This is a genomic window from Streptomyces sp. NPDC092370 (genome assembly GCF_044755265.1).
Classification (GTDB): domain Bacteria; phylum Actinomycetota; class Actinomycetes; order Streptomycetales; family Streptomycetaceae; genus Streptomyces.
Map to the genome: position 1 here is coordinate 120,749 of NZ_JBIVQO010000010.1, position 21,391 is coordinate 142,139.

General features: G+C 71.3%; 22 protein-coding genes and 2 pseudogenes. 10 read left to right on the top strand and 14 right to left on the bottom strand.

The window, feature by feature from the left end; translation table 11 throughout:
• Positions 1-5 precede the first annotated feature (5 nt).
• From ACIQHQ_RS27385 to dhaK, 3 genes are read right to left on the bottom strand one after another with little or no spacing between them, the layout of a single operon-like run.
• A complete protein-coding gene (locus tag ACIQHQ_RS27385; RefSeq protein WP_390985243.1) occupies positions 6-416 on the bottom strand; it encodes a PTS-dependent dihydroxyacetone kinase phosphotransferase subunit DhaM in 411 nt (136 codons plus the stop codon).
• Positions 409-1,008, bottom strand: coding sequence for a dihydroxyacetone kinase subunit DhaL (gene dhaL / locus ACIQHQ_RS27390; protein WP_402616346.1), 600 nt, complete (start codon positions 1,006-1,008; stop codon positions 409-411). Before dhaL ends, ACIQHQ_RS27385 begins: the two co-directional genes overlap by 8 nt.
• 49 nt (positions 1,009-1,057) lie before the next feature.
• Positions 1,058-2,050, bottom strand: coding sequence for a dihydroxyacetone kinase subunit DhaK (dhaK, locus tag ACIQHQ_RS27395; protein WP_402616349.1), 993 nt, complete (start codon positions 2,048-2,050; stop codon positions 1,058-1,060).
• 303 nt (positions 2,051-2,353) lie between these two features.
• On the opposite strand from dhaK, the gene ACIQHQ_RS27400 reads away from it, so the two are divergent.
• The 3 genes and pseudogenes from ACIQHQ_RS27400 to ACIQHQ_RS27410 all read left to right on the top strand — a co-directional run bounded on the left by ACIQHQ_RS27400 (position 2,354) and on the right by ACIQHQ_RS27410 (position 3,904).
• Entirely contained in the window at positions 2,354-2,527 is a 174-nt protein-coding gene (locus tag ACIQHQ_RS27400; protein WP_402616352.1) for a hypothetical protein, read from the top strand.
• 169 nt (positions 2,528-2,696) lie between these two features.
• Positions 2,697-3,611: pseudogene (locus ACIQHQ_RS27405) on the top strand (glycosyl hydrolase family 95 catalytic domain-containing protein); the annotation flags it as partial.
• A 56-nt stretch (positions 3,612-3,667) separates the two neighbouring features.
• Positions 3,668-3,904 (top strand): glycoside hydrolase family 95-like protein, encoded by a 237-nt coding sequence (locus ACIQHQ_RS27410; protein WP_402616355.1) that lies wholly within the window; start codon positions 3,668-3,670, stop codon positions 3,902-3,904.
• 122 nt (positions 3,905-4,026) lie between these two features.
• Here the strand turns inward: ACIQHQ_RS27410 and ACIQHQ_RS27415 are convergent, their stop codons facing one another.
• The 3 genes from ACIQHQ_RS27415 to ACIQHQ_RS27425 form a co-directional block, all read right to left on the bottom strand.
• Positions 4,027-4,371: a hypothetical protein gene (locus ACIQHQ_RS27415; RefSeq protein WP_402616357.1), complete on the bottom strand. Its 345-nt coding sequence runs from the start codon at positions 4,369-4,371 to the stop codon at positions 4,027-4,029.
• Between the two features lie 29 nt (positions 4,372-4,400).
• Positions 4,401-6,113, bottom strand: coding sequence for a cytochrome c oxidase subunit I (gene ctaD / locus ACIQHQ_RS27420; RefSeq protein ID WP_402616359.1), 1,713 nt, complete (start codon positions 6,111-6,113; stop codon positions 4,401-4,403).
• A gap of 140 nt (positions 6,114-6,253) precedes the next feature.
• Positions 6,254-6,928, bottom strand: coding sequence for a hemerythrin domain-containing protein (locus ACIQHQ_RS27425; RefSeq protein WP_402616362.1), 675 nt, complete (start codon positions 6,926-6,928; stop codon positions 6,254-6,256).
• Between the two features lie 274 nt (positions 6,929-7,202).
• Here ACIQHQ_RS27425 and ACIQHQ_RS27430 point away from each other — a divergent pair, with 274 nt between their 5' ends.
• Entirely contained in the window at positions 7,203-8,297 is a 1,095-nt protein-coding gene (locus ACIQHQ_RS27430; RefSeq protein WP_402616365.1) for a glutamate--cysteine ligase, read from the top strand.
• Between the two features lie 14 nt (positions 8,298-8,311).
• On the opposite strand, the gene ACIQHQ_RS27435 is transcribed toward ACIQHQ_RS27430, so the two are convergent.
• Positions 8,312-8,662 (bottom strand): hypothetical protein, encoded by a 351-nt coding sequence (locus ACIQHQ_RS27435; RefSeq protein ID WP_402616367.1) that lies wholly within the window; start codon positions 8,660-8,662, stop codon positions 8,312-8,314.
• A 262-nt stretch (positions 8,663-8,924) separates the two neighbouring features.
• Between ACIQHQ_RS27435 and ACIQHQ_RS27440 the strand changes: the two genes are divergently transcribed.
• Positions 8,925-10,124: a hypothetical protein gene (locus tag ACIQHQ_RS27440; protein WP_402616370.1), complete on the top strand. Its 1,200-nt coding sequence runs from the start codon at positions 8,925-8,927 to the stop codon at positions 10,122-10,124.
• Positions 10,125-10,135: 11 nt separating this feature from the next.
• Entirely contained in the window at positions 10,136-10,726 is a 591-nt protein-coding gene (locus tag ACIQHQ_RS27445) for a hemerythrin domain-containing protein (protein ID WP_402616373.1), read from the top strand.
• Positions 10,727-10,820: 94 nt separating this feature from the next.
• On the opposite strand, the gene ACIQHQ_RS27450 is transcribed toward ACIQHQ_RS27445, so the two are convergent.
• The gene (locus ACIQHQ_RS27450) at positions 10,821-11,363 is read right to left on the bottom strand and encodes a DUF6174 domain-containing protein (protein WP_402616376.1); all 543 of its coding nucleotides are present in this window, start codon (positions 11,361-11,363) and stop codon (positions 10,821-10,823) included.
• A 521-nt stretch (positions 11,364-11,884) separates the two neighbouring features.
• Between ACIQHQ_RS27450 and ACIQHQ_RS27455 the strand changes: the two genes are divergently transcribed.
• On the top strand, positions 11,885-12,985 hold the full coding sequence (locus ACIQHQ_RS27455) for a winged helix DNA-binding domain-containing protein (protein ID WP_402616379.1): 1,101 nt from the start codon (positions 11,885-11,887) through the stop codon (positions 12,983-12,985).
• Positions 12,986-13,060: 75 nt separating this feature from the next.
• Complete coding sequence (locus ACIQHQ_RS27460) at positions 13,061-13,642, top strand: hypothetical protein (RefSeq protein WP_402616382.1); 582 nt, start codon at positions 13,061-13,063, stop codon at positions 13,640-13,642.
• A gap of 50 nt (positions 13,643-13,692) precedes the next feature.
• Here ACIQHQ_RS27460 and ACIQHQ_RS27465 read toward each other — a convergent pair whose 3' ends face one another.
• The 5 genes and pseudogenes from ACIQHQ_RS27465 to ACIQHQ_RS27485 form a co-directional block, all read right to left on the bottom strand.
• The gene (locus tag ACIQHQ_RS27465; protein WP_402616385.1) at positions 13,693-14,940 is read right to left on the bottom strand and encodes a cation:proton antiporter; all 1,248 of its coding nucleotides are present in this window, start codon (positions 14,938-14,940) and stop codon (positions 13,693-13,695) included.
• Between the two features lie 6 nt (positions 14,941-14,946).
• Positions 14,947-15,432 carry a cation:proton antiporter regulatory subunit gene (locus ACIQHQ_RS27470; RefSeq protein ID WP_402616388.1) on the bottom strand — a complete coding sequence of 162 codons (486 nt, stop codon included), beginning with the start codon at positions 15,430-15,432 and terminating at the stop codon, positions 14,947-14,949.
• Between the two features lie 124 nt (positions 15,433-15,556).
• Complete coding sequence (locus ACIQHQ_RS27475; protein ID WP_402616391.1) at positions 15,557-16,012, bottom strand: hypothetical protein; 456 nt, start codon at positions 16,010-16,012, stop codon at positions 15,557-15,559.
• Between the two features lie 170 nt (positions 16,013-16,182).
• A pseudogene (locus tag ACIQHQ_RS27480) lies at positions 16,183-16,670 on the bottom strand (allantoin permease); the annotation flags it as partial.
• 528 nt (positions 16,671-17,198) lie between these two features.
• The gene (locus tag ACIQHQ_RS27485; protein WP_390985178.1) at positions 17,199-17,564 is read right to left on the bottom strand and encodes a DUF6479 family protein; all 366 of its coding nucleotides are present in this window, start codon (positions 17,562-17,564) and stop codon (positions 17,199-17,201) included.
• A 118-nt stretch (positions 17,565-17,682) separates the two neighbouring features.
• On the opposite strand from ACIQHQ_RS27485, the gene ACIQHQ_RS27490 reads away from it, so the two are divergent.
• Together ACIQHQ_RS27490 and ACIQHQ_RS27495 are read left to right on the top strand one after the other, a co-directional pair.
• Entirely contained in the window at positions 17,683-18,057 is a 375-nt protein-coding gene (locus tag ACIQHQ_RS27490) for a ferredoxin (RefSeq protein ID WP_390985175.1), read from the top strand.
• 76 nt (positions 18,058-18,133) lie between these two features.
• Positions 18,134-19,312: an acyl-CoA dehydrogenase family protein gene (locus tag ACIQHQ_RS27495; protein WP_402616394.1), complete on the top strand. Its 1,179-nt coding sequence runs from the start codon at positions 18,134-18,136 to the stop codon at positions 19,310-19,312.
• 219 nt (positions 19,313-19,531) lie between these two features.
• Here the strand turns inward: ACIQHQ_RS27495 and ACIQHQ_RS27500 are convergent, their stop codons facing one another.
• Positions 19,532-21,154, bottom strand: a complete 1,623-nt coding sequence (locus tag ACIQHQ_RS27500) for a PucR family transcriptional regulator (protein WP_402616397.1) — start codon at positions 21,152-21,154, stop codon at positions 19,532-19,534.
• Positions 21,155-21,391 lie beyond the last annotated feature (237 nt).

The window sequence follows — 21,391 nt, forward strand, 5'->3', positions numbered from 1 at the left end:
GCCGCTCACACCTTCCGGTAGGTGTACGCCTCCGTGGCGGCCGCCTCCACCGCCGCCAGATCCGCCCCGGTGGACGCCGTGACGACCGCGGCCACGGCCCCCTCCACGAAGGGGGCGTCCACCAGGCGCGTCCCCTCGGGCAGTTCGTCGCCCTCCGCGAGCAGCGCCTTCACGGTGAGCACCGCGCTGCCCAGGTCGGTCAGCACCGCGACTCCGGCACCGCGGTCGACGGACGCGGCCGCCGCCGCGATCAGTTCGGAACTCGTACCGAGCCCACCGCCCTCGGTACCGCCCGCCGGAGCCACGGGCACCACCGGGCCACCGCCCGCGAGCCCCTTCGCCAGCTCGGCGACCGACGCGGCCACCTGCGCGCTGTGCGACACCAGCACGATCCCCACCAACGGCTCGTCACTCACCGGCGGCCTCCGTGAGTCCGGCGATCAGCAGTGCCGCCGACGTGGCACCGGGATCCTGATGGCCGATGCTGCGCTCGCCCAGATAGCTCGCCCGGCCCTTGCGCGCCTGCAACGGTGTCGTCGCCACGGCGCCCTCCTGAGCCGCGGTGCGGGCCGCCGCGAACGAGTCGCCGAGCGCCTCCACCGCGGGCACCAGCGCGTCGATCATGGTCTTGTCGCCCGGGGCGGCACCGCCGAGCGTCATGACCGCGTCCACCCCCGTCCGCAGGGCCTCGGCCAGCTGCTCCACGCTGACCTCGCCGGCATCGCCCAGCGCCTTGCCGGTACGGCGCAGCAGCGTCCCGTACAGCGGCCCCGAGGCGCCGCCGACCGTCGAGATCAGCTGGCGTCCGGCCAGGGTCAGGACGCCGCCGGGCGTGCCCGGGGCCTCCTTCTCCAGCACGGCCACGACGGCCGTGAACCCGCGCTGCAGGTTGCTGCCGTGATCGGCGTCCCCGATGGGGGAGTCGAGGGCGGTGAGCCGTTCCGCCTCCCGGTCGACGGACACGGCGGTCGCCGTCATCCAACGGCGGAAGAAATCGGCGTCGAGCACTGGATCTCCTTGCCTGGTAGGTACGTGGTGATCCTCTACCCCCTGTGTGTCACACGCCCCAGCGCAGACCCGGGGTCCTCACCGGCGCGTCGTACAGCCGCAGCAGCTCCTCGTCGACCTGGCACAGGGTGAGCGAGGCGCCCGCCATGTCCAGCGAGGTGACGTAGTTGCCGACGAGGACGCGGGCCACGGGGACGCCGCGCTGGGCGAGTACCCGGTGCACCTCGGCGTTGAAGCCGTACAGCTCGAGCAGGGGCGTCGCACCCATGCCGTTGACCAGGACCAGCACCGGATTGCGCGGCCGGAGGTCCTCGACCACCGCCTCGACGGCGGCCTCGGCGATCTCGCCGGAGGTCATCATCGCCCGCCGCTCACGGCCGGGCTCGCCATGGATTCCGATGCCCAACTCCAGTTCGCCGGGCGGCAGATCGAAGGTGGGACTGCCCTTGGCCGGCGTGCTGCAGGCGCTCAGCGCGACACCGAAACTGCGGGAGTTCTCGTTCACCTGCCGGGCGATCGCCTCGACCCGCTCCAGCGGCATGCCCTCGGCCGCGGCGGCCCCCGCGATCTTCTCCACGAACAAGGTCGCGCCCGTACCGCGCCGCCCCGCCGTGTACAGACTGTCGGTCACCGCCACGTCATCGTTGACCAGCACCTTCGCGACCCGGATGCCCTCGTCCTCGGCCATCTCGGCGGCCATGTCGAAGTTGAGCACGTCACCGGTGTAGTTCTTGACGATGAACAGCACACCCGCCCCGCTGTCCACGGCGGCGGCCGCGCGCAGCATCTGGTCGGGCACCGGGGAGGTGAACACCTCGCCCGGACAGGCCGCCGACAGCATGCCGGGACCCACGAAACCACCGTGCAACGGCTCGTGCCCCGAACCTCCGCCCGAGACAAGCCCCACCTGCCCCGCGACCGGGGCGTCCCGCCGCACGATCACCCGGTTCTCCACGTCCACGGTCAGTTCGGGGTGGGCAGCCGCCAGGCCGCGCAGCGCATCCGCGACCACACTCTCCGGGACGTTGATCAGCATCTTCACGGGTACCTCCAGGTGAGCCTGGTCACTGTGCCTCTGGCCTTCATTTTTGCAGTCCAGGAGGGGCGAGGCCAGTTGTCGACCTTGGCGGTCGGTGACCGCTCGCCCGGTCCTCGGTGACGGGACGTCAGGCTGAAGGTGACGTGCGGCATCGCACGGCCGGGAATGCCCGGCGTCGGGCGGTGCGTGATGCGCCCGCTAGACATCCGATCTATTCCCCGGTCGCGATGTTCATGCCATAGACAGGTACGGATGTGGCGTCACCGCTTCCGTAAAGGGCCGATGAATAGGCCGGGAGATCTCACTGTGATCAACGAACACCCACCGCAGCGACGGAGCGTCCTCGAAGTCGGCCTCGCCCTCGCACCTCTGCTCATCCAGCTGACCGGCGGAACCGCCGCCGCAGGGACCGTGGCACCGGCGGCCGTCCAGCGGCCCGCCCTCTCGCGCGAGGCGCTGACCTACTCCGTCCCCGCGTGAGACTGGCAGTCACAGGCACTTCCCGTGGGCAACGGGCCGACTGGGCGCCATGCTCTTCGCCGACCCCTCCGAGGAGCGCATCCAGTTCAACGAACACAGCCTCCGGGGCGGTGCCGCCAACTACGACAACGCGCTCGCGGGCAAGCCGGACGGCGACTTCGACACCGGCATGACCGGCTTCGGCTCGTACCGGAACTTCGGTGACGTCGTCATCACCTTCGCCCCTCGTGCGGCCCCGAGGGTCACGGCTCCCGGCGGACCGTACAACGGCTCCTCGTCGGAAGGCGTCGACAAGACGCACGACGGTGACACGAGGACCAAGTGGTGCGTCGACGGGCCGGGTTCGAAGGTGCGGTGGCAGGTCGAGCTCCCCTCGCCCGTCGCGGTCACGTCCTACCGTCTGACGAGTGCCGACGACGTACCGCAGCGCGACCCGCAGGAGTGGACGCTCTCCGGTTCCGCCGACGGCACCACCTGGACCACGCTCGACCGGCGCACCCTGGAGGCGCCCTTCGAAAACCGCTTGCAGACCAAGGAGTTGACCTGCGCCGACACCGCGGCCCACCGCTTCTCCCGGTTCGACTTCGTTCCCAGAGCGGGTGTCAGCCACTTCCGGGTGAGCGAGACCACCCGCTTCGGCGCGCCGGGACACCGCGTCCTGCGCGAGGCCTTCGCCGGCCGGCCGGCGGACGTCGTGGTCTTCCGGTACACGTCGGAGGGCGCCGGGCACGCCTCGCGCCGAACGGGATTGCAGGTGGGGCCAGTTGCAGGAGTGGCAGGAGGACATCGACAGTCCCACCGACATCCACCGCCACACCTCGCACCTCCGCGCGGTCTCTACCCGGGTCGTCAGATCACCTCGGGGACACCGGGCTTCGCCCAGGCCGCCCTCGTCTCGCTCAAGGCGCGGTGCGGCGAGAAGGAAGGCGTTCCGTTCACCGCCGCGACGGTGTCGGGCGACAGCCGCCGTTGGTGGAACCGGCCTTGGCGGGCCGCTCTCTTCGCCCGTCTGGGCGATGGGCATCGCGCTCAGATCGTGCTGCGCGCACTGCCGACCTACAACACGCTGCCCAACCTGTTCTGCGACCACCCCCCGTTCCGGATGGACGGGAACTTCGGCATCTCGGGAGCCGTGGCGGAGTGCTCCTGCAGAGCCACGAAGGCGTCATTCACCTGCTGCCCGCGCTGCCGGACGGCTGGAAGAGCAGAGGTTCCTTCACCGGCCTGCGTGCGCGGGGCGGCTACGAGGTCGGCTGCACATGGCGAAACGGCAAGGTCACGTCGTACAGCATCACGGCCGACCGTGCGCGGAACCCGAGGAAGGTCACGGTGCGGGTGAACGGCCGCGACAAGAAGGTCGAGCCGGCCAGGCCCTGAGGCCGCCACCGCCTCGCGATCCGCGAGGAGAACCGGCTGCGTCGAGCCGCCCTACGGCCACTGAGCGGCCCGGTCACCACTCCTTTTCCCCTGAGGAGGGGCACGGCCGCTCAGCCGGACCGTCAGCGGGTGAGCACACCGGCCGCCAGCGAGCCCGCCCCCGCGGCACAGGCCAGCACCGCGCAGGCCGCGGCCGCGTGGCGGCGCAGCAGGGCGCTCCGCAGCTCCGCGTAGCGGCTTTCGTACTCCTGCCGTAGTTCCTCGGCCCGTCGTACGGTGCCCAGCATGAGTCGGCGGGTGACATCGAGGCGCTGGTGGACGTAGTGGACGGTGATTTCCTCGGCTTGGCCCGTGGTCAGCCACGGCATCCGCGCGCAGAGTTCCTCGGCCTCGCGCTGCGCCTGGTCGCGGTGGGCGTGGGCGAGAAGGTAGCCCTCGGTCTCGTCGGCCAGAACGCTGCGCGGCATGCCGCCGGGTGCCTCGTTCCTGCCGCGTCTCACCGCCGTTCGCCCTTGTGCCCCTCGACGTCGAGCACGTCGCGCTGCCCGGTGTTCGCCGCCTCGTCCAGGCTCGCCAGGTCCGGATGGCGCAGGTCGAAGGCGGGTGACTCGGAGCGGATCTTGGGCATGGTGAGGAAGTTGTGGCGGGGCGGCGGGCAGGACGTCGCCCACTCCAGGGAGCGGCCGTAGCCCCAGGGGTCGTCGACCTCGACCTTCTCGCCCCTCTGGGCGGTCCGCCACACGTTGTAGAGGAAGGGCAGGGTGGACAGGCCGAGCAGGAACGCGCCGATCGAGGAGATGGTGTTGAGGGCGGTGAAGCCGTCGGCGGCGAGGTAGTCGGCGTAGCGGCGGGGCATGCCCTCGGCGCCGAGCCAGTGCTGCACCAGGAACGTCGTGTGGAAGCCGACGAACAGCGTCCAGAAGTGAATCTTCTCCAGCCGGTCGTCGAGCATGGTGCCGGTCATCTTCGGCCACCAGAAACTGAACCCGCCGAACATCGCGAACACGATGGTGCCGAAGAGCACGTAGTGGAAGTGGGCGACCACGAAGTAACTGTCGGTGACGTGCCAGTCCAGCGGCGGGGATCCCAGGATGACACCGGTCAGACCGCCGAAGAGGAAGGTGACCAGGAAGCCGAGCGCCCACAGCATGGGCGGTTCGAACGACAGCGAGCCCCGCCACATGGTGCCGATCCAGTTGAAGAACTTCACGCCCGTCGGCACGGCGATCAGATACGTCATGAAGGAGAAGAACGGCAGCAGGACCGCGCCGGTGGCGAACATGTGGTGCGCCCACACGGTCACCGACAGCCCGGCGATGGAGATGGTGGCCCCGATCAGGCCGGTGTAACCGAAGATCGGCTTGCGGGCGAAGACGGGGATGATCTCGGTGATCACGCCGAAGAACGGCAGCGCCAGGATGTAGACCTCCGGGTGACCGAAGAACCAGAACAGGTGCTGCCACAGCACCGCGCCCCCGTTCTCCGCGTTGAACACCTGGGCGCCGAAGCGCCGGTCCGCCTCCAGGACCAGAAGCGCGGCGGCCAGCACCGGGAAGGCCAGCAGCACCAGCACCGAGGTGAGCAGCACGTTCCAGGTGAAGATCGGCATCCGGAACATCGTCATACCGGGGGCGCGCATGCAGATGATGGTCGTGACGAAGTTGACCGAGCCGAGGATGGTGCCGAAGCCGGACAGCGCCAGCCCCATGATCCACAGGTCGCCGCCGATCTGGGGGGTGCGTTCGCCACCGCTGAGCGGGGTGTACGCGGTCCAGCCGAAGTCGGCGGAGCCCTGCGGGGTGAGGAAGCTGCCGAGCACGATCAGGCCGCCGAAGAGGAACAGCCAGTACGACAGCATGTTCAGCCGCGGGAAGGCCACATCGGGTGAACCGATCTGCAGCGGCATGACGGCGTTGGCGAACCCGGCGAAGGTGGGCGTCGCGAACAGCAGCAGCATGATCGTGCCGTGCATGGTGAATGCCTGGTTGTACTGCTCATTGGAGACGATCTGCAGCCCGGGCCGCGCCAGCTCCGCCCGGATGAGCATCGCCAGCGCCCCGGCGACCAGGAAGAACCCGAACGACGTGATCAGGTACAGGTGCCCGATCTTCTTGTGATCGGTGGTCGTCAGCCAGGAGACGATCACCTTCCCCCCGCCGCGGCGCTCCACCGCGGGTACCGGCGCAACCGGTTCAGTGTGTGTCGCCATCAGTTCCTCGATCGGCAGCAACGGTGCTCGGACGGTCATCCGGCCGGGAGGAACCTATTCCTTCTGGTTCGTCGCCGTTGTCTGTCACCGGGTGTTTCTGGGCCGAATGGCGGAATGATCCATTCGACCGGGCGGTTGGCTCAATGCCGTTTACGCAGGATCGCGGCGACCGCGGCGGACACGAGGAGACCGGCGAGTCCCGACAGGACCCTCTTCGCCACCCTGGAGGGAACGCTCAGGCCGAGTCCGTCGCGCAACCGGTCGTAGAGGCTGAGCGGCACGCCCAGGAGCGCGTTGCCGGGCGGGCGTCGCGGGACGATCGGGTGGGGGTGCGTGGGTGCACTCTTGCGTACCGTCTCCCAGGCGGTGCCGAGGCGGCGCAGCCGGGTGGTGTCCAGGCTCTCCTGCAACCGGGGCAGAACCAGGTCCTCCTCGTCCCGGATGTCCTGGCGGATCAGGGTGAAAACCCGCCGGACCTTCTCCTCCCGCTCCGGGCTGCCGGGACCCAGACGCTCGATGTCGGCGACCAGGTCGTTGATCTGCTGATGCTCCTCCTCCACCCGCGAGGTCAGTTCCTCACCGTCCGGCACCGCGCGCCGCACGGCCGGCCACAGCACGGTCTCCTCCGCGAAGGCGTGGCTGAAGACCAGCTGGACGATCTCCTTGAGGATCCGCTCGCGCTCCGCGCCGTCCGCGAGGGCCCGGAATCGCTCCATGAGCCGGTCCATCTCCGCGTGATCACGCCGTTGCCGTGCGAGGACGCTGCTCGGACCGCCCAGTTGCTCCACCGTCTGCTCTTCGATCGTCCCGGGCATGAACCGCTCCCTTCCGCGAGCCGGCGAGCGCCTCCGGCGTCGTGCCGACTGACCTTGCACCGCCGTTGCGCGAGTACCCCGGCCCGGCTGGCGACACCACGCCCGCGGCCTGTACGGCGTAAGCGGTTGCTGCGTCTGTGTCATGTTTTGTCCGGTCGTCATCGCGGCACTCGGTCCCACACGAGCGTCCCCCGACGGGTGACCATCGCCGTGTGAGGCGCGTTGCGGCGCGCCGGGATCCGGCCCGGCCGCCGGGCGGAACAGAGGGTGGTCGATGACGACGATCGGCGTGGAAGAGGAGTACCTGCTGCTCGACCCGGTGACGGGCCTGCCGGTACCGCAGGCGGACAAAGTGCGCGCCGCGGCGGGCGTGGGCCATCTGGTGACCGACCAGGAGGTGCAGTACGAGCTGCTCCAGGCGCAGGTCGAAGTGGCCACCCCGGTCTGCCGCACCATGGAGGAGGTGGGCGGCCATCTGCTGCGTCTGCGGCACGCCGTCGGCGTGGCCGCCGAGGAGCACGGCTGCCGGATCGGGGTCTGCGGGACACCACCGCTGCGGCACGGCCGCCCCATCGCCGTCACCGACCAGGCCCGCTACCGCGCCATGGTCACCCAGGCGCCGCAGCTGGTGGCCGAGCAGCTGGTCAACGGCACCCACGTGCACGTCGCCGTGCCCGACCGGGAGGCCGGTGTGCAGGTCCTGAACCGGATTCGCTCCTGGCTGCCGACGCTGACGGCCATGGCCTCCAACTCCCCGCTGTGGGACGGGCACGACACCGGCTTCGCGAGCTGGCGCACGGTGATCTTCAGCCGGTGGCCGGTCAGCGGCATGCCCCCGCGCTTCCGGGACGCCACCGACTACGACCGGCGCGTGGAACGGCTGCTGGAAGCCGGCCTGATCTCCGACACCGGCCAGCTCTACTGGCAGGCCCGCCTGTCCGCCACTTATCCGACCGTCGAGGTGCGGTGCCTGGATGTCCAGCTGCGCGCGGACGAGGCGGTCATGCTCGCCGCGCTCATCCGGGCTCTGGTGGAGACCGCCTTGGCGGAAGCGGCCGCCGACACCCCCGTCCCGGACTGCGCGCCGGAACTGCTGCAGGCCGCCATGTGGCACGCCGCACGGCACGGACTGGGCGACACCCTGGTCGACCCCGGCGGCACGGCGCACCGGGCCGGAGACGTGCTCTACGAGTTCCTGCGGCACGTCGCCCCCGCCCTGGACGCATCCGGGGACACCCGTCAGGTCACGTCCCTGATCCACCGGCTGTTGCAGGACGGCACCGGCGCGGACCGGCAACGCACCGCACTCGCCCAGGGAGGTCTGCGTGCGGTCACCGAGCTGATCAGCGCCCAGAGCACGATGCCGTGAGGCGCGACCGTCCCTCAGGCCGCCGCGGCGAACGCGGCGGCGACCGCGGTGTCCGCACGGGCGTGGACGACCAGTCGCGTGCCGACGGTGTCGGCGTCCGCCTCCAGCGCGCGGCGGGTGGGCGCGCTGTGCGTGGCCACCGACATCAGCGTCCCCAGCCGGCTGCACAGGCGGTGGACGCGCAGGACCACACTGACCACCGCGTCCCGGGCGGCCGGCTCGTCGAGGAGAACGACCACCGGCGCCGGCCGGTAGGCCTGGACGAGACCGCTGATCTTCGTGAGGAGCGCGGCACGCCCGCCGACCCCGGGGTCCTGGTGGACCGTGATGACGAGGACTCCGTGATCGAGTGAATGGGACAGCACCACGGCCTTTGTGCCTCCGTTTCCTCTGCAGGCGGGACGTTCCGCCGTGGAAGTACCCGGGGGTGGTCCCTCGAAGCCTCCCGCAGCCGACGCCTGCCCGGCCCTTGCCCGGACACCCCGTGCAGTGAGCACCCGCTTGGGGTGCGAACGGTGGCTGGAAAACGACCCGGCCGAAACAGTGGAGGAAAAGAACCCGTTCCCGCCGGCCCTGGCGGGGCACTCCGTCGGCGCGCGAGTTCCTTCACCCCCCAGGAGACCGTCCATGACCTTCAACCCATTGGAACAACGCGGTATCCCGCTCGACCGTCAGGTCCGCAACTGGCGCGAGCTGACCGTCACGCCGATCGATCCCGATCACTGCGACCCCTACACCCGGTGCCGCATCATCACGATGAACGGCATCGAGGTCGAGGCGATCATGTTCAGCCACCAGCTCGCCCGCAACACCGTCGACCCGGAGGTGAAGCGCCGGCTGGCCGAGACCCGCTACATCGAGGCGCAGCAGCAGAAGGTCGTGAACTGGCTGCTGCCGGGGGTGTCGTCGGTGCTGGAGACGACGATCGCCTACGAGCAGGTCGCGGTGGACCTGACCGCGTGGGTGGCGCGGATGGAGCCGGATCCGTATCTGAAGCAGGCGTACCAGTTCGGTGTGCTGGAAGACTTCGACCACCTGTACCGGTACGCGAACCTGTACGAGATGATCGAGCACCGCAAGGCGGACGCGATCGTCGAGGGCCTGACCGAGGTGATGCCGGGCCGGCCGACGAAGTTCCACCACCGTCACCCGGCCGACAACGTGCGTGACCCGTACGACAAGGACCGGACGAACCCGCTGTCGAAGCTGCACGCGTTGACGATCATGTCGGCGGAGCAGCAGACCATGAACTTCTACATGAACACCGGCCCCACCTACATGGAGCCGATCGCCCGGCAGCTCTACCAGGAGATCGGCCTGATCGAGGAGGAGCACGTCACCCACTACGAGTCGCTCGTCGACCCCGGCGAGACGTGGTGGGAGCAGCTGGTGAACCACGAGTACAACGAGTGCTACCTGTACTACTCGTTCATGGAGCAGGAGAGCGATCCCAAGGTCAAGGCGATCTGGGAGCTGCATCTGAACCAGGAGCTGGAACACCTGCACATCGCCTGCGACCTGATGCGCCGCCACGACGGCCGCGACCCCGAGTCGGTGCTGGCGCCGGAGCTGCCGAACGTGCTCACCTTCGAGCCGAACAAGCAGTACCTGCGGGAACTCCTGGACACCCAGATGGACCTGACCACGCTGGGTGCCGGCTACGTCCGGGAGGCGCACGAGCGGTTCGAGAAGATGCAGGAGCAGCTCCACGGCGGTGAGGAGCCGCCCAGTGAGCGGGTCATGGCCCAGCACGACGAGATGTTCGGCCGCGAGTACCGCGTCGAGACCGAGGGCGAGCACCCCGACCCCGCGATGCGCGAGAAGTGAGGCGGCCGACCATGCCCGAGATGCACACCCCCCAGGCCGGCGACGACCGGGCCGCGGACACCGACGTGGTGGCCCTCCTCATGCGCCAGCACGGCGACATCCGCAACCTCTTCGACGAGGTCGAGCAGAGCCAGGGCGAGGAGCGCCGTGAGGCCTTCCGCCGCCTGGTGCGGCTGCTGGCCGTGCACGAGACCGCTGAGGAGGAAGTCGTCCATCCCTTCGTCCGCCGCAACGTCACCGGCGGCGAGCAGGTCGTGGAGGACCGGCTCGCCGAGGAGCGGGCGGCCAAGGAGACCCTCGCCGCCCTGGACGAACTGGACACCGACGACCCGAAGTTCATGCTTCAGCTGACGCGGTTGCGCAGGGACGTGCAGGAGCACGCCCGGGCGGAGGAGCGCTACGAGTTCACGCACATCCGCCGAAGCACCGACGTCGGCGGCCTCGCCTCTTTGGCCAAGGCCGTGAAGGCCGCCGAGGCCATGGCGCCCACCCGCCCCCACCCGGGCGTCGAGTCCGGCGCGGCCAACCTGGCCCTCGGCCCGGTCGCGGCCCTCGTGGACCGTACGAAGGACGCGGTCCGCAAGGCGATGGGCAAGGACTGAGCCACCACCCCCGTGGCCGGCCCGCTTCCGCCCTCGGGCGGACGCCGGCCGGCCGGAGGTGAGGGGCCGATCGGCCGCGAGGAGCCGGAGCGCGTCACGACGCCGGCCGGGGAGGGGCCGCATCCCCGGCGCGCCGGCCGTCCCCCGGCTCGTAGGCGCTGATGGCGTAACGCGCCTCGTCGTCGACCGCGTGCTCCTCCCAGTCCAGGACGATCCGCACCGGATGCCCGTCACCGGCCGCGTACTGCGCCTCGGCCGTGTCCGCGCCGCCCCGTCGCGCCTGCTCCAGCTCCGTGAGGAGTCCGCCGAGGGTGGGCACGGCGTCGGGGGCGCTTCCGACCGCGCGGCGGCCCATGTCGTCGAGGCCCACCGCCTTCACCACGGCACCGTCGCGGACCGAGATCCGGAAGGTGCCGAGCAGGCTGCGTTCTCCTCCGCTCGACCGGAGCGTGTAGGCGTACGAGGCGGGCTCCCGCCAGGAGACGCCGCTGTGGCCCGGTGCGCTCGCCGTCCCCGGGGCCGTCGAAGCCGCCGGGCTCGTCGATGTCCCGAAGCCGCACGCGGCGACGGTGCAGACGAGCCCTGCGCTCAGCACGGCACCGGACACGGCTCGGACGGCACGGGCTGCGGCAGTCATGGTGGTGGTCCCTTCGACGACGGCTACCGCTATGACGCCGGCCGCCCGCGAAACGTTCGGCGGGCCCGTCGACTACCGCCGCCGGCGCACGATCTCCCTGATCCACGCGGGCGCGGCCGGGCCCGGGCCGGTCGAACTCCAGGGTGGGGCCGGACGGCGCCGGGACAACGCCCATCGCCGTGGTCTCCTCAAGCTCGTTCGCTCCGTGGGGGGTGAGGCGCACGGTCGGGAAGGCTGGGTGCGCCATGCGCATCATCCTGCGCAGTGGTGCGAGGCCTCGCCCACGGTTCCCTGGTCATTCGGCAGGAAATGTAGGGAACAGAGGTGCCATCGCGAGCTGCCGAACCGAGGGCCTGGCGGCCTCCGTCGGTGCCCTCTCCGGCCCCCGGGCAGCCGCGCCGGAGACGCCGATGCCGGATGCGGTCACGATCTGACCGCATCGCGTGCGACCGTGAACGCGCAAGCCGCCCGGACGCCCTGGACCACGGGTCGGCACACGTCTCGAAGACCGAGGTGCTCCGATGACCGTTCTCGACACCCGGGCACTCAACCGCGCCACTCTTGCCCGGCAGTTGCTCCTCGACCGCGCCGACCTGCCGGTCCTCGACGCCGTCGCCCACCTGAGCGGTCTCCAGGCGCAGGAACCCCAGGAGCCGTTCCCCGGGCTCTGGTCGCGGCTGCGGGCGTTCGACCCGGCCGGGCTGTCGGACCTGCTGACCGGGCGGCGCGTGGTGCGTACGCACCTCATGCGCCGCACGGTCCATCTCGTCACCGCCGACGACGCCGTCGCCTGGCGCGCCCGCCACGACGGCATGCTGCGCCAGCGGGTGGTCGGGGTCTACCGGCGCGAGCTCGACGGGGTCGATCACGGCGCACTCGCCGAGGCAGGCCGGAAGGTCATGGCCGACGGCGAGCCCCGCTCCATGCCCGAACTCGCGCGAGCCGTCGCCGACCGCTGGCCCTCGGCCGGGCCGCGGCCCCTCGGCGAACTACTGGTCGCCGCCCTCCTCCCGACGGTGCAACTGCCGCCGCGCGGCCTGTGGCGAACGAAGGCCGGCGTGCGCTATGCGCTGATGTCCTCCTGGCTTGGACGTGAGATCGACCCGCTCTCCCCGGACGGCACCGACCCCGTGGGCCAGGCACTGGTACGGCGCTATCTGGCAGCCTTCGGTCCCGCCGCCTCGGCCGACCTGCGCGCCTGGTGCGGCCTCGCAGGGCTGCCCGCCGCGGTTTCCGCCCTACGCGGGGAACTGGTCGCCTTCCGGGACGAACGCGGCCGCGAACTGCTCGACCTCCCCGGCGCGCCGCGCCCCGATCCCGGCACCCCTGCCCCGGTGCGGTTCCTCCCGGCGTTCGACAACGCGATCCTCGGCTACCACGACCGCAGCCGGATCATCGACGACCCGCACCGCCCGCTGTCCGTCGCCGGCGCCCGCGTCGTCCTGGTCGACGGCAGGGTCGCCGCGACCTGGACGGCCGAGGCGGACACCGTGCACGTCACCCCGCTGCGCCGCTTCTCCCGGGCCGAGCGCACCGCCGTCGCCGACGAAGGGCGGGCGATGGCCTCCTTCCTCTCCGGCGAGGAGAGCGACCGGGTACGGATCGCCGCGTCTCCCGCCTGACGACCGGTGCGCTCCAGCCGCTGTCAGGCGCACACTGGAAGGGTGCTGCCGGTGCTCACGAGGGGGTGTCGGCCGATGGGATCTTCGGAGCGCGTGACCGTGCGGTGGTGGCGGTGGCGACGCAATGCGCTCAAACGGCGCGTCGACGTCGTCGAAGCGTGGGTCGTGCTCGGGGGTTGGGTGCTCGCGCTGCTCGGCGGACTGCTCGCCGGACTGCTGGCGGCGGGCTCGGTCGAGCGGGCCGTCGAACGGCAGCGAGCCGAGAGCCGCCAGGTCTCGGCCGTGGTCGTCGAGGACGCGCCCGGCCCCTCGCCGGCCCGCGCGGCGAGTGACCACCGGGTGTGGGGCAAGGTGCGGTGGACCGCGCCCGACGGCTCGACCCACCGGGATGAGGCCCGGGTGGCGCCCAAGGCTCCTGCGGGGAGCACCATCTCCGTGTGGGTGAACCGCAGCGGTGACATCACGGCCCCACCGGTGTCCGACGCCGAGGCCTGGCTGCACACGGCCATGGGCGGCGCACTCGCGGGGGCCTTCGCGGGCGGCACGGTCCTGGGAACCATGTGGCTGACCCGCCTGGCCCTGGACCGGTGGCGCCTGGCCTGGTGGGACGCGGAGTGGGAGCGGATCGACACGTGCAGGGGGCGGAAGACGGGCTGAGGACGGCGGGGCCCGTCCCGCGCCCTGTGTCTGCCGCCCCGGTGGCGTGTTCAGGCGCGGCCCACCGTGTCCTGGTCGCCGAGGGCCTCGTGCGCGCCCGGCGGAACGGGTGGCGTGGCCCCTGACCCTGCCGCCCGGCGCGGGCGGCCGGTCAGGTGTGTGGCCAGCGGCTCCGTCCAACGGGCGGTCAGAGGGCCGAGCAGGACCAGGATGAGGACGTACGCCGTGGCCAGGGGGCCGAGTGCGGGCTCGATGCCGGAGGTCACGGCGAGCCCGGCGATGACGATGGAGAACTCGCCGCGGGCCACGAGCGTGCCGCCGGCCCGCCAGCGGCCCCTGGGCCCGATCCCGGCACGGCGCGCGGCCCAGTATCCCGTGGTGATCTTCGTGACGGTGGTGACGGCCGCCAGGGCGAGGGCGGGCAGCAGGACGGGCGGAATGCTCGCCGGGTCGGTGTGCAGGCCGAAGAAGACGAAGAACACGGCGGCGAACAGGTCCCGCAGCGGCGCCAGCAGACTCGTCGCGCCCTCGGCGACCTCGCCCGACAGCGCGATGCCGACCAGGAAGGCGCCCACCGCGGCCGACACCTGCAACTGCTGGGCGAGACCGGCGACCACGAGTGTCACGCCGAGGACGACCAGCAGCAGCTTCTCCGGATCGTCGCTGGAGACGAAGCGGGAGACGTGGCGGCCGAAGCGCACCGCGAGGACCAGCACCAGGGTCACCACGCCCACGGCGATGGCCAGGGTGATGCCGCCCGCGGCCAGACCCACCCCGGCCAGCAGGGCCGTGACGATGGGCAGGTACACCGCCATGGAAAGGTCCTCCAGGACCAGGATGCTCAGGATGGCCGGCGTCTCACGATTGCCCAGCCGCCCCAGGTCGCCGAGGATCTTGGCGATGACGCCGGAGGAGGAGACCCAGGTGACACCGGCCAGGACGACGGCCGCGACCGGGCCCCAGCCGAGCAGCAGGGCCAGCACCGCGCCCGGCAGGGCGTTGAGGACGGCGTCCAGGAGCCCGGCGGGGTAGTGGGTTCTGAGGTGGGAGACGAGGTCGGTGGCCGTGTACTCGAGGCCCAGCATGAGCAGCAGGAGGACGACCCCGATCTCGGCGCCGACGGCGACGAAGTCCTCGCTGGCGCCCAGCGGCAGCAGGCCGCCCTCCCCGAAGGCGAGCCCGGCCAGCAGGTAGAGGGGGATCGGCGAGAAGCGGAAGCGCCCGGCGAAGCGGCCGAGCAGCCCGAGCCCGAGGATGAGACAGCCGAACTCGATCAGGAAGACCGCGGAGGAGTGCATGGCGGGTCACTCCCGCCCGAGTATCGCGGCGGCCGCCTCCACGCCCTCGCGGGTCCCGATGACGATGAGGGTGTCGCCACCGGCCAGCCGGAAGTCCGGGGTGGGAGAGGGAATCGCCTCAGCCCGGCGCAGCACCGCCACCACGGACGCACCGGTTTCGGTACGGATCCGGGACTCCCCCAGCAGCCGCCCGCTGAAGTGTGCGGAGGCGGGCAGCTCGATCCGCTCGGCGACGAGCCCCAGGTCGGTGGTGGACAGCAGGTTCGGGGTGTGGTGCGCCGGCATCAGGGCGTCGATGAGGGTGGTGGCCTCCTCGGACGTCAGCCGCACCGAGAGGTCGCAGGCGTCCGGGTCGTCCTCGCGGTAGGCGCTGATCGTCCGGTGCCCGTCGCGGTGCGCGACCACCGACAGGCGCCGGCTCTCCCGTGTCGTCAGGTCGTAGCGGACTCCTATGCCCGGCAACGGGGTGCTGCTGAGGCGTGGCGCGCTCATCTCCGTCCCCCTTCGGTCTGCTTGCGCGTTCCTGGCCTGCGGGGGGCCGCCCGGACGAGCGTCCAGATCCGGCCTGTGTGGCTGATCCTAGGCGGCGGGGCGCCACCGCACCCGTCCTGCGTGGCTATCGGGACGGCTGTGGGGAGAGGGATGCGGAGGGGAGAGGTGTCGCGGTGGGCAGCCGCGCGGTCGCCCCCTCGACCTGCCGCACCGTGCTCTCGCCGGGCCGGTGACCGGTGCCCGCCCCGGTGGACAGCTGGGACCAGGCACCCAGGGCCAGGGCGACGGCGGCCGCCGTGGCGACGACCCGTCCCGCGCGCCGGACCTTGGCCCGGCGGTCCAGGTCACCCCACGCCACGCGGACCCACAGGTCCTCCGGCTGCCACAGGTCACCGACGGCGTGCGGGGGTTGGAGCCGCAGTCCGCCAGCCCGCTCGTCGGCGGAGGGTTCTCTGGGAGCGGAGACGCGTATGGCGGACTCGCTGTCGGTGAGGAACCTCAGCCACACCTCGTCGGGGACCGGGGGAACACCGGGCGGCTCGTGGGGAGTTCCCCGCCCATCCGGCTCTTCGGTGGTCACGTCCCGTCATCCCCTCTCTCCGACCGTCGGCCTGATCATTGCGCGGCGCGGGATCAGTATGCCGTCCGGGCCCCGAAGCCGCCCCTCGTCGGGTGCCGCACATCGCGTCCGAGACCGATCTGGAACGTGCCGTGGGGCGGGAGCGCCCGCCCGCGCTCCCGCCTCACGGGTCAGACCGCCGGCAGGACATGGGCGCCGACCTTGTCGGCGCTCAGGCACAGCGAGCAGACGACGCGTCGTGCGTTCGGCAGGCCGCGACGTCCGGCCACTCGAACTGCTGCCGCACACATGGCACTCGTAACCGACGGCGCTGGGGTTGCCGTCCGCGTCCAGGAGGGGCTCGGCGATACCGTCGTCGGTGCGGCGCAGGTAGTAACGGCCCTTGGTGACGACGGCCATCAGCGGCGTGAGGACGAACGCGATGACGGCCGCGGCGACGGGGGAGCAGGGCTGGAGCGGGTCGCCGAGGATGTGGAAGTACAGGACGATCGACAGCCCCGAGGCGGCGACGAAGGAGACGACCCCGACGGGGTAACGGCGTAGAGCATGCCGCGGCGGAACTCGGGGGCGTGCGGGGACAGCTTCAGCCGTACTTGTTGACGTTGATGTCGGTGGCCACGGTGACGACCCAGGCGATCGCGCAGTGCGAGTAGAAGCCACCATCGGCGTCCAGCGCCGGTAACTGCGCGGAGCGAAGCGGAGGGTGCAGTCCTCCAGGGTCTCCTTGACGGCCTGGTCCGTACTCGGGGCTGCCTGCTGAACGGGGTCCGGCTCGGCGACGTCGGCCAGTCGTGGCTCGGCACCCATGCACGCCTCCTCGCTGCGGGTTGGGCACACCGGCACGACACGCCGGTCCCGCCGACCACGGCCAAGGACGCCGCCCGGCAGATTCGCAAGGCCCGGGGTATGCCGCCGGGCCCGGCGGTGGACATGACGGCATCAGCGCAGGCCAACGGGCGGCCGCCTACTCGTCGAAGCCGTCCGCCCCCCCCACCTGCTCCATCCTCACCGTCCTGCGTCTCACGTGGCCCCCTACACCTCTCCAAAGACGCTGGACCCCGGCGCACGATGCACTCGAAACCTGTGACCCACCTCACTCCCGTGGGGTCGGCCGCGGGCATGCGAAGGGGCCCGTGCACAAGCACGGGCCCCTTCGTTCGGCTGCCGGGCCGTCGGCGTCCTGGGCTCAGCCGCCGCCCGGGCCTCCGCTGCCGAAGGAACCGCTGCTGCCGTCGTTCCAGCGAGGGCGTTCCTGCGACGGGCTCGTCCGGTCGCTCATGTTGCCGTGCCCCTTCAGCTGGTGCGGGGTCAGGCGGTCCTCGCTCCTGGGAACCTCCTCGGGCTCCCGGCGCTCACTCGTCTCGCGGACCGGCCCCCCGTCGGGCAGCCGCGGCTGCTCGTCCGGACGCGGTGTGGGCAGTTCCCTGCGCTTGACGCGGACGCCGAGGACGAAGGCCCCCAGCAGCAGGGCCACGACCACCACACCCGCCACGATCAGCCCGATGCCGACGGCGCCACGGCCCGCGGCCATCTCCATCCATGCGCTATTCATGGCACGCGGGTACCCCTGCTCCCCTCCGTGAACCCGCTGGGCACAGGCGGCCGCCGCGCCGGACGGAACCCTTGGGACACCGTGTTTGACCGGCATCCACCGGGGCTACCCGCGCGGTGTGACTTCGACGACATCCCAGCAGGAGCTGTTCCGGTTCCTGGAGGACCGATTCGCCTGTGCGCAGGCGTGCACCGAGTGCGCGCGGGCCTGCGCGCTGCGCGCGAGCCTCGTGGATCCCGACGGCACCGAGAACCAGGAACTCGTACGGCGCAAGGGCATCATGTGCGCGGAGGTCTGCGACGCGACCTGCCGTGTGCTGTCCGAGCAGAACCAGGTGGACGAGAGCAGCATCCGGGTCCAGGTGGAGTGGTGCCGGACCGTGTGCCTGGAGGCCGCCCACGTCTTCGACCGACAACCAGGAGCGGAGGACTCGGCGGCGGCATGCCGGGCATGCGCACGCGCGTGCACGGACTTCCTCGCCACCCTGAACTGACAACGCCATTCCCAATTTCTGAAACACGTTCTACGGTGTGCGCCGACAGGACCGGCCTTGGGAGCCTGGAGGCGCCGTGCACCTCGAATACACGCCCGAGCAGCAGCGGCTGCGCACCGAACTGCGGTCCTACTTCGCCGAACTGGTCCCGGACCACCGGTACGCCCGGAACGGCGACCCGGCCCACCAGAAGCGGTTCTACCGCGAGACCATCCGGCGGCTCGGGAGGGACGGCTGGCTCGGAGTGGGCTGGCCGACCGAGTACGGCGGACGCGGCCTGACGGCCATGGAGCAGTTCATCTTCTTCGACGAGGCCGCCCAGGCCGGCGTCCCGCTGCCGCTCATGGCACTGAACACCGTCGGCCCGACGATCATGCAGTACGGCACCGACGAGCAGAAGGCGTACTTCCTGCCGAGGATCCTCTCCGGCGAGATCGACTTCGCCATCGGCTACAGCGAGCCCGGCGCCGGCACCGACCTGGCGTCCCTGCGCACCAGGGCGGTACGCCAGGGCGACGACTACGTCGTCGACGGTCAGAAGATCTGGACCACCAACGGCGACACGGCCGACTGGGTGTGGCTGGCCGTGCGCACCGACCCGGACGCCCCGCCGCACAAGGGCATCACCATGCTCCTGGTGCCGACCTCCGACCCCGGCTACTCCTGCACCCTGATCAACACCCTCGCCTCCCACGACACCACCGCCAGCTACTACGAGAACGTCCGCGTCCCCGTCTCCCACCGGGTCGGCGCCGAGAACCAGGGCTGGCGGCTGATCACCAACCAGCTCAACCACGAGCGCGTGACCCTGGCCGCCCACGGCACCATGGCGATCCGCGCCCTGCACGACGTGCGGCGCTGGGCGACGGAGACCAAGCTCGCCGACGGCCGCCGCGTCGTCGATCTGTCCTGGGTACGCCGCCTCCTGGCCCGCACCCACACCCGCCTGGACGCGCTGAAACTGCTGAACTGGCAGATGGTCGGCGCGGTCCAGGACGGCACCCTCACCCCGCAGGACGCCTCAGCCGTCAAGGTCTACGGCTCCGAGGCCCGCCGGGACGCCTACGCCTGGCTCATGGAGATCGTCGCGGCCCCCGGCGCCCTGAAGGACGGCTCGGCCGGCGCGGTCCTGCACGGCGAACTGGAACGCGGCTACCGCTCGGCCGTGATCTTCACCTTCGGCGGCGGCAACAACGAGATCCAGCGGGAGATCATCTCGTGGATCGGCCTGGGGATGCCGAGGGTGCGGCGCTGACGGATGTGACCACAGAACGTCAGGTGTCACATACCGAGAAGTCGGCACCGGCATTCCCTGGGGGCAAGAGGACGGCGCGACGCTGAGAATGCGAGCGACGCCCCGTGAATACGCCCGTGTCTCACCCGCGGGAGGTGCCCGTTGATCGACCTCGAGCGGCTGCACCAGGACCTGATGTGTCTCGGGATCGGGGCTGCTCCGCGTGACGGCCGGCACTCCTCACGCGCCGGGCAAGACTGCTCCGCGTGCGTCCAGGACCAGTACCGCCACGTGCAGGGACGTGCGCTGCAGGCCTGATTCCAGGTCGCAGCCGAGAAGCCGTTCGATGGTGTGGAGGCGCTGGTAGTACGCCTGCCGGGACATGCCGGCCCGCTTCGCCGCGTCCGACTTGTTGCCGGCGGCCGCCAGATAGGCGCGCAGCGCCGGCAGCAGGTCGCCGCTGTTGCGGTCGTCGTGCTCGATGAGGCGGGTCAGCTGCCGTTCCGCGTAGCGCTGGAGACGGGTGTCCGCGCACAGGACACCCAGGAGTTCCGGCAGCCGGACATCGGCGGGGACGTAGAACCACCGCTCCGGGGACGCCGGTGTGATGGCCTCCGCCGTCTGCTCGGCCTCCTGCCACGACCGGGCGATCCCGAAGAGGTCGGTGACACCCGGGCCGACGGCGACGACGGCCTCCGGACCGAGTTCCTCACGGACGAGACGGCCGATCCGCTCGGCGACCGGCTGCCAGGCACTGGCCTGCGCCAGGGCGAGGAGTACACCGATCCGTCCCGGAGCCGTCTCACCGACCAGGGCGCGGATGCCGGTCTGTGCCAGAGCCTTCGCGATCCGCTCGTCGAGCTGCTCGCCCTCACCGCCGCGCTGGGCGTGGCGGATGACGACGGCGAAGAGACGGTGCCCGAAGGCCGGCAACCCCAGCGCCTCGGCGCGGGCGCGGGCGTCGGCGGGGGAGCGGAAACGCCGTTCGCACAGGTCCCGCAGCACGGAGCGGTGGGCCCGGCGCTCCCACCAGGCCGGCCCGGCCAGGCGTGCCATGGTCAGCGCGACCGCCGCACGCTCCAGGACCAGGACGTGCTCGGGGTCGGGCTCCGTGTTCAGCCGGCTGTCCAGCAGGACCAGCCGCCCCCACGTTCCGTGGTGGTCCTGCACCGGGGCGATCAGCCATCCCTCCGGGCCGCTCGGCGCGACCTTCTCCAGGGTCGGCGCGGCCCGGGAGCGCCGGGACCAGGCCGACACGACCGGCTCGTACGGCCGCCCGAGCAGCTCGCACATCAGGACCCGGTGGGTGAGATCTTCCAGCACCACGGGCGCTCCGGTGAGCTCCGCGGTCGTGTGCACCAGTTCCTCGGGACTCGCGCCCCGCAACGTCAGACCGGTGAAGATGTCCTGGATGTCCCTGCCGCGGCGCAGCAGTGCCCCCTGGGCGTCGAGGATGAGCGCGTGCACCGTCTGCGTGACGTCGATGAAGCGGACACCACGGGCCAGCTCGACCAACGGCACCTCGCGCGCCCGGCAGGCCGCCACCAGCTCCTCGGGCACCTTCCGATAGCGGTGACCGAGCTCCACGATCAGGCCGGCCGCGCCGACATCGGCGAGCTGGTCGACGTAATCGCGCAGCTCGGAGGCGTCCTCCGGGTACGGCATGCCGGTCGTCAGCACCAGCTCACCGCCCTCCAGGAAGTCGGCCGGATTGAGCAGTTCGGTGACATGCACCCAGCGCACCGCGCGGTTCAGCTGCGACCCACCGGCCAGCACCCGCGGCATCCCCTCGGCCAGCACGGGCAGGCGAAGAACCTCCGTGATGGTCGGGAAGTGCCCGGTTGCGGGACGGCTGGGCGGCATAGGGGGTGCTTTCTTCCGAAGGATCCGGGGGTCACCATCGCATCGGCCCCCCACCGTGACAAGAGGGCGGAGAACACTTTCCGAAGCCTTGTTCCCCGCCATGACAAACCGTCTCGAGAAGCCGGCGAGGTGGAACACAGTGTGGGTTGACCTGCGGGTTCCGGCGGGTCGAAAGTGAACGCCATCCCCGGCAGGGCCGAACCGCAAGGGTCGGCACGGTGTCCGCACCGGTCCGGG

What these genes read in the sequence shown, in the direction of transcription:
- ACIQHQ_RS27415 (WP_402616357.1), bottom strand. Translation starts at nt 4,371, where the DNA reads ATGCCGCGCAGCGTTCTGGCCGACGAGACCGAGGGCTACCTTCTCGCC.
- ctaD (WP_402616359.1), bottom strand. Translation starts at nt 6,113, where the DNA reads ATGGCGACACACACTGAACCGGTTGCGCCGGTACCCGCGGTGGAGCGC.
- ACIQHQ_RS27425 (WP_402616362.1), bottom strand. Translation starts at nt 6,928, where the DNA reads ATGCCCGGGACGATCGAAGAGCAGACGGTGGAGCAACTGGGCGGTCCG.
- ACIQHQ_RS27430 (WP_402616365.1), top strand. Translation starts at nt 7,203, where the DNA reads ATGACGACGATCGGCGTGGAAGAGGAGTACCTGCTGCTCGACCCGGTG.
- ACIQHQ_RS27440 (WP_402616370.1), top strand. Translation starts at nt 8,925, where the DNA reads ATGACCTTCAACCCATTGGAACAACGCGGTATCCCGCTCGACCGTCAG.
- ACIQHQ_RS27445 (WP_402616373.1), top strand. Translation starts at nt 10,136, where the DNA reads ATGCCCGAGATGCACACCCCCCAGGCCGGCGACGACCGGGCCGCGGAC.
- ACIQHQ_RS27450 (WP_402616376.1), bottom strand. Translation starts at nt 11,363, where the DNA reads ATGACTGCCGCAGCCCGTGCCGTCCGAGCCGTGTCCGGTGCCGTGCTG.
- ACIQHQ_RS27455 (WP_402616379.1), top strand. Translation starts at nt 11,885, where the DNA reads ATGACCGTTCTCGACACCCGGGCACTCAACCGCGCCACTCTTGCCCGG.
- ACIQHQ_RS27460 (WP_402616382.1), top strand. Translation starts at nt 13,061, where the DNA reads ATGGGATCTTCGGAGCGCGTGACCGTGCGGTGGTGGCGGTGGCGACGC.
- ACIQHQ_RS27465 (WP_402616385.1), bottom strand. Translation starts at nt 14,940, where the DNA reads ATGCACTCCTCCGCGGTCTTCCTGATCGAGTTCGGCTGTCTCATCCTC.
- ACIQHQ_RS27470 (WP_402616388.1), bottom strand. Translation starts at nt 15,432, where the DNA reads ATGAGCGCGCCACGCCTCAGCAGCACCCCGTTGCCGGGCATAGGAGTC.
- ACIQHQ_RS27485 (WP_390985178.1), bottom strand. Translation starts at nt 17,564, where the DNA reads ATGAATAGCGCATGGATGGAGATGGCCGCGGGCCGTGGCGCCGTCGGC.
- ACIQHQ_RS27500 (WP_402616397.1), bottom strand. Translation starts at nt 21,154, where the DNA reads ATGCCGCCCAGCCGTCCCGCAACCGGGCACTTCCCGACCATCACGGAG.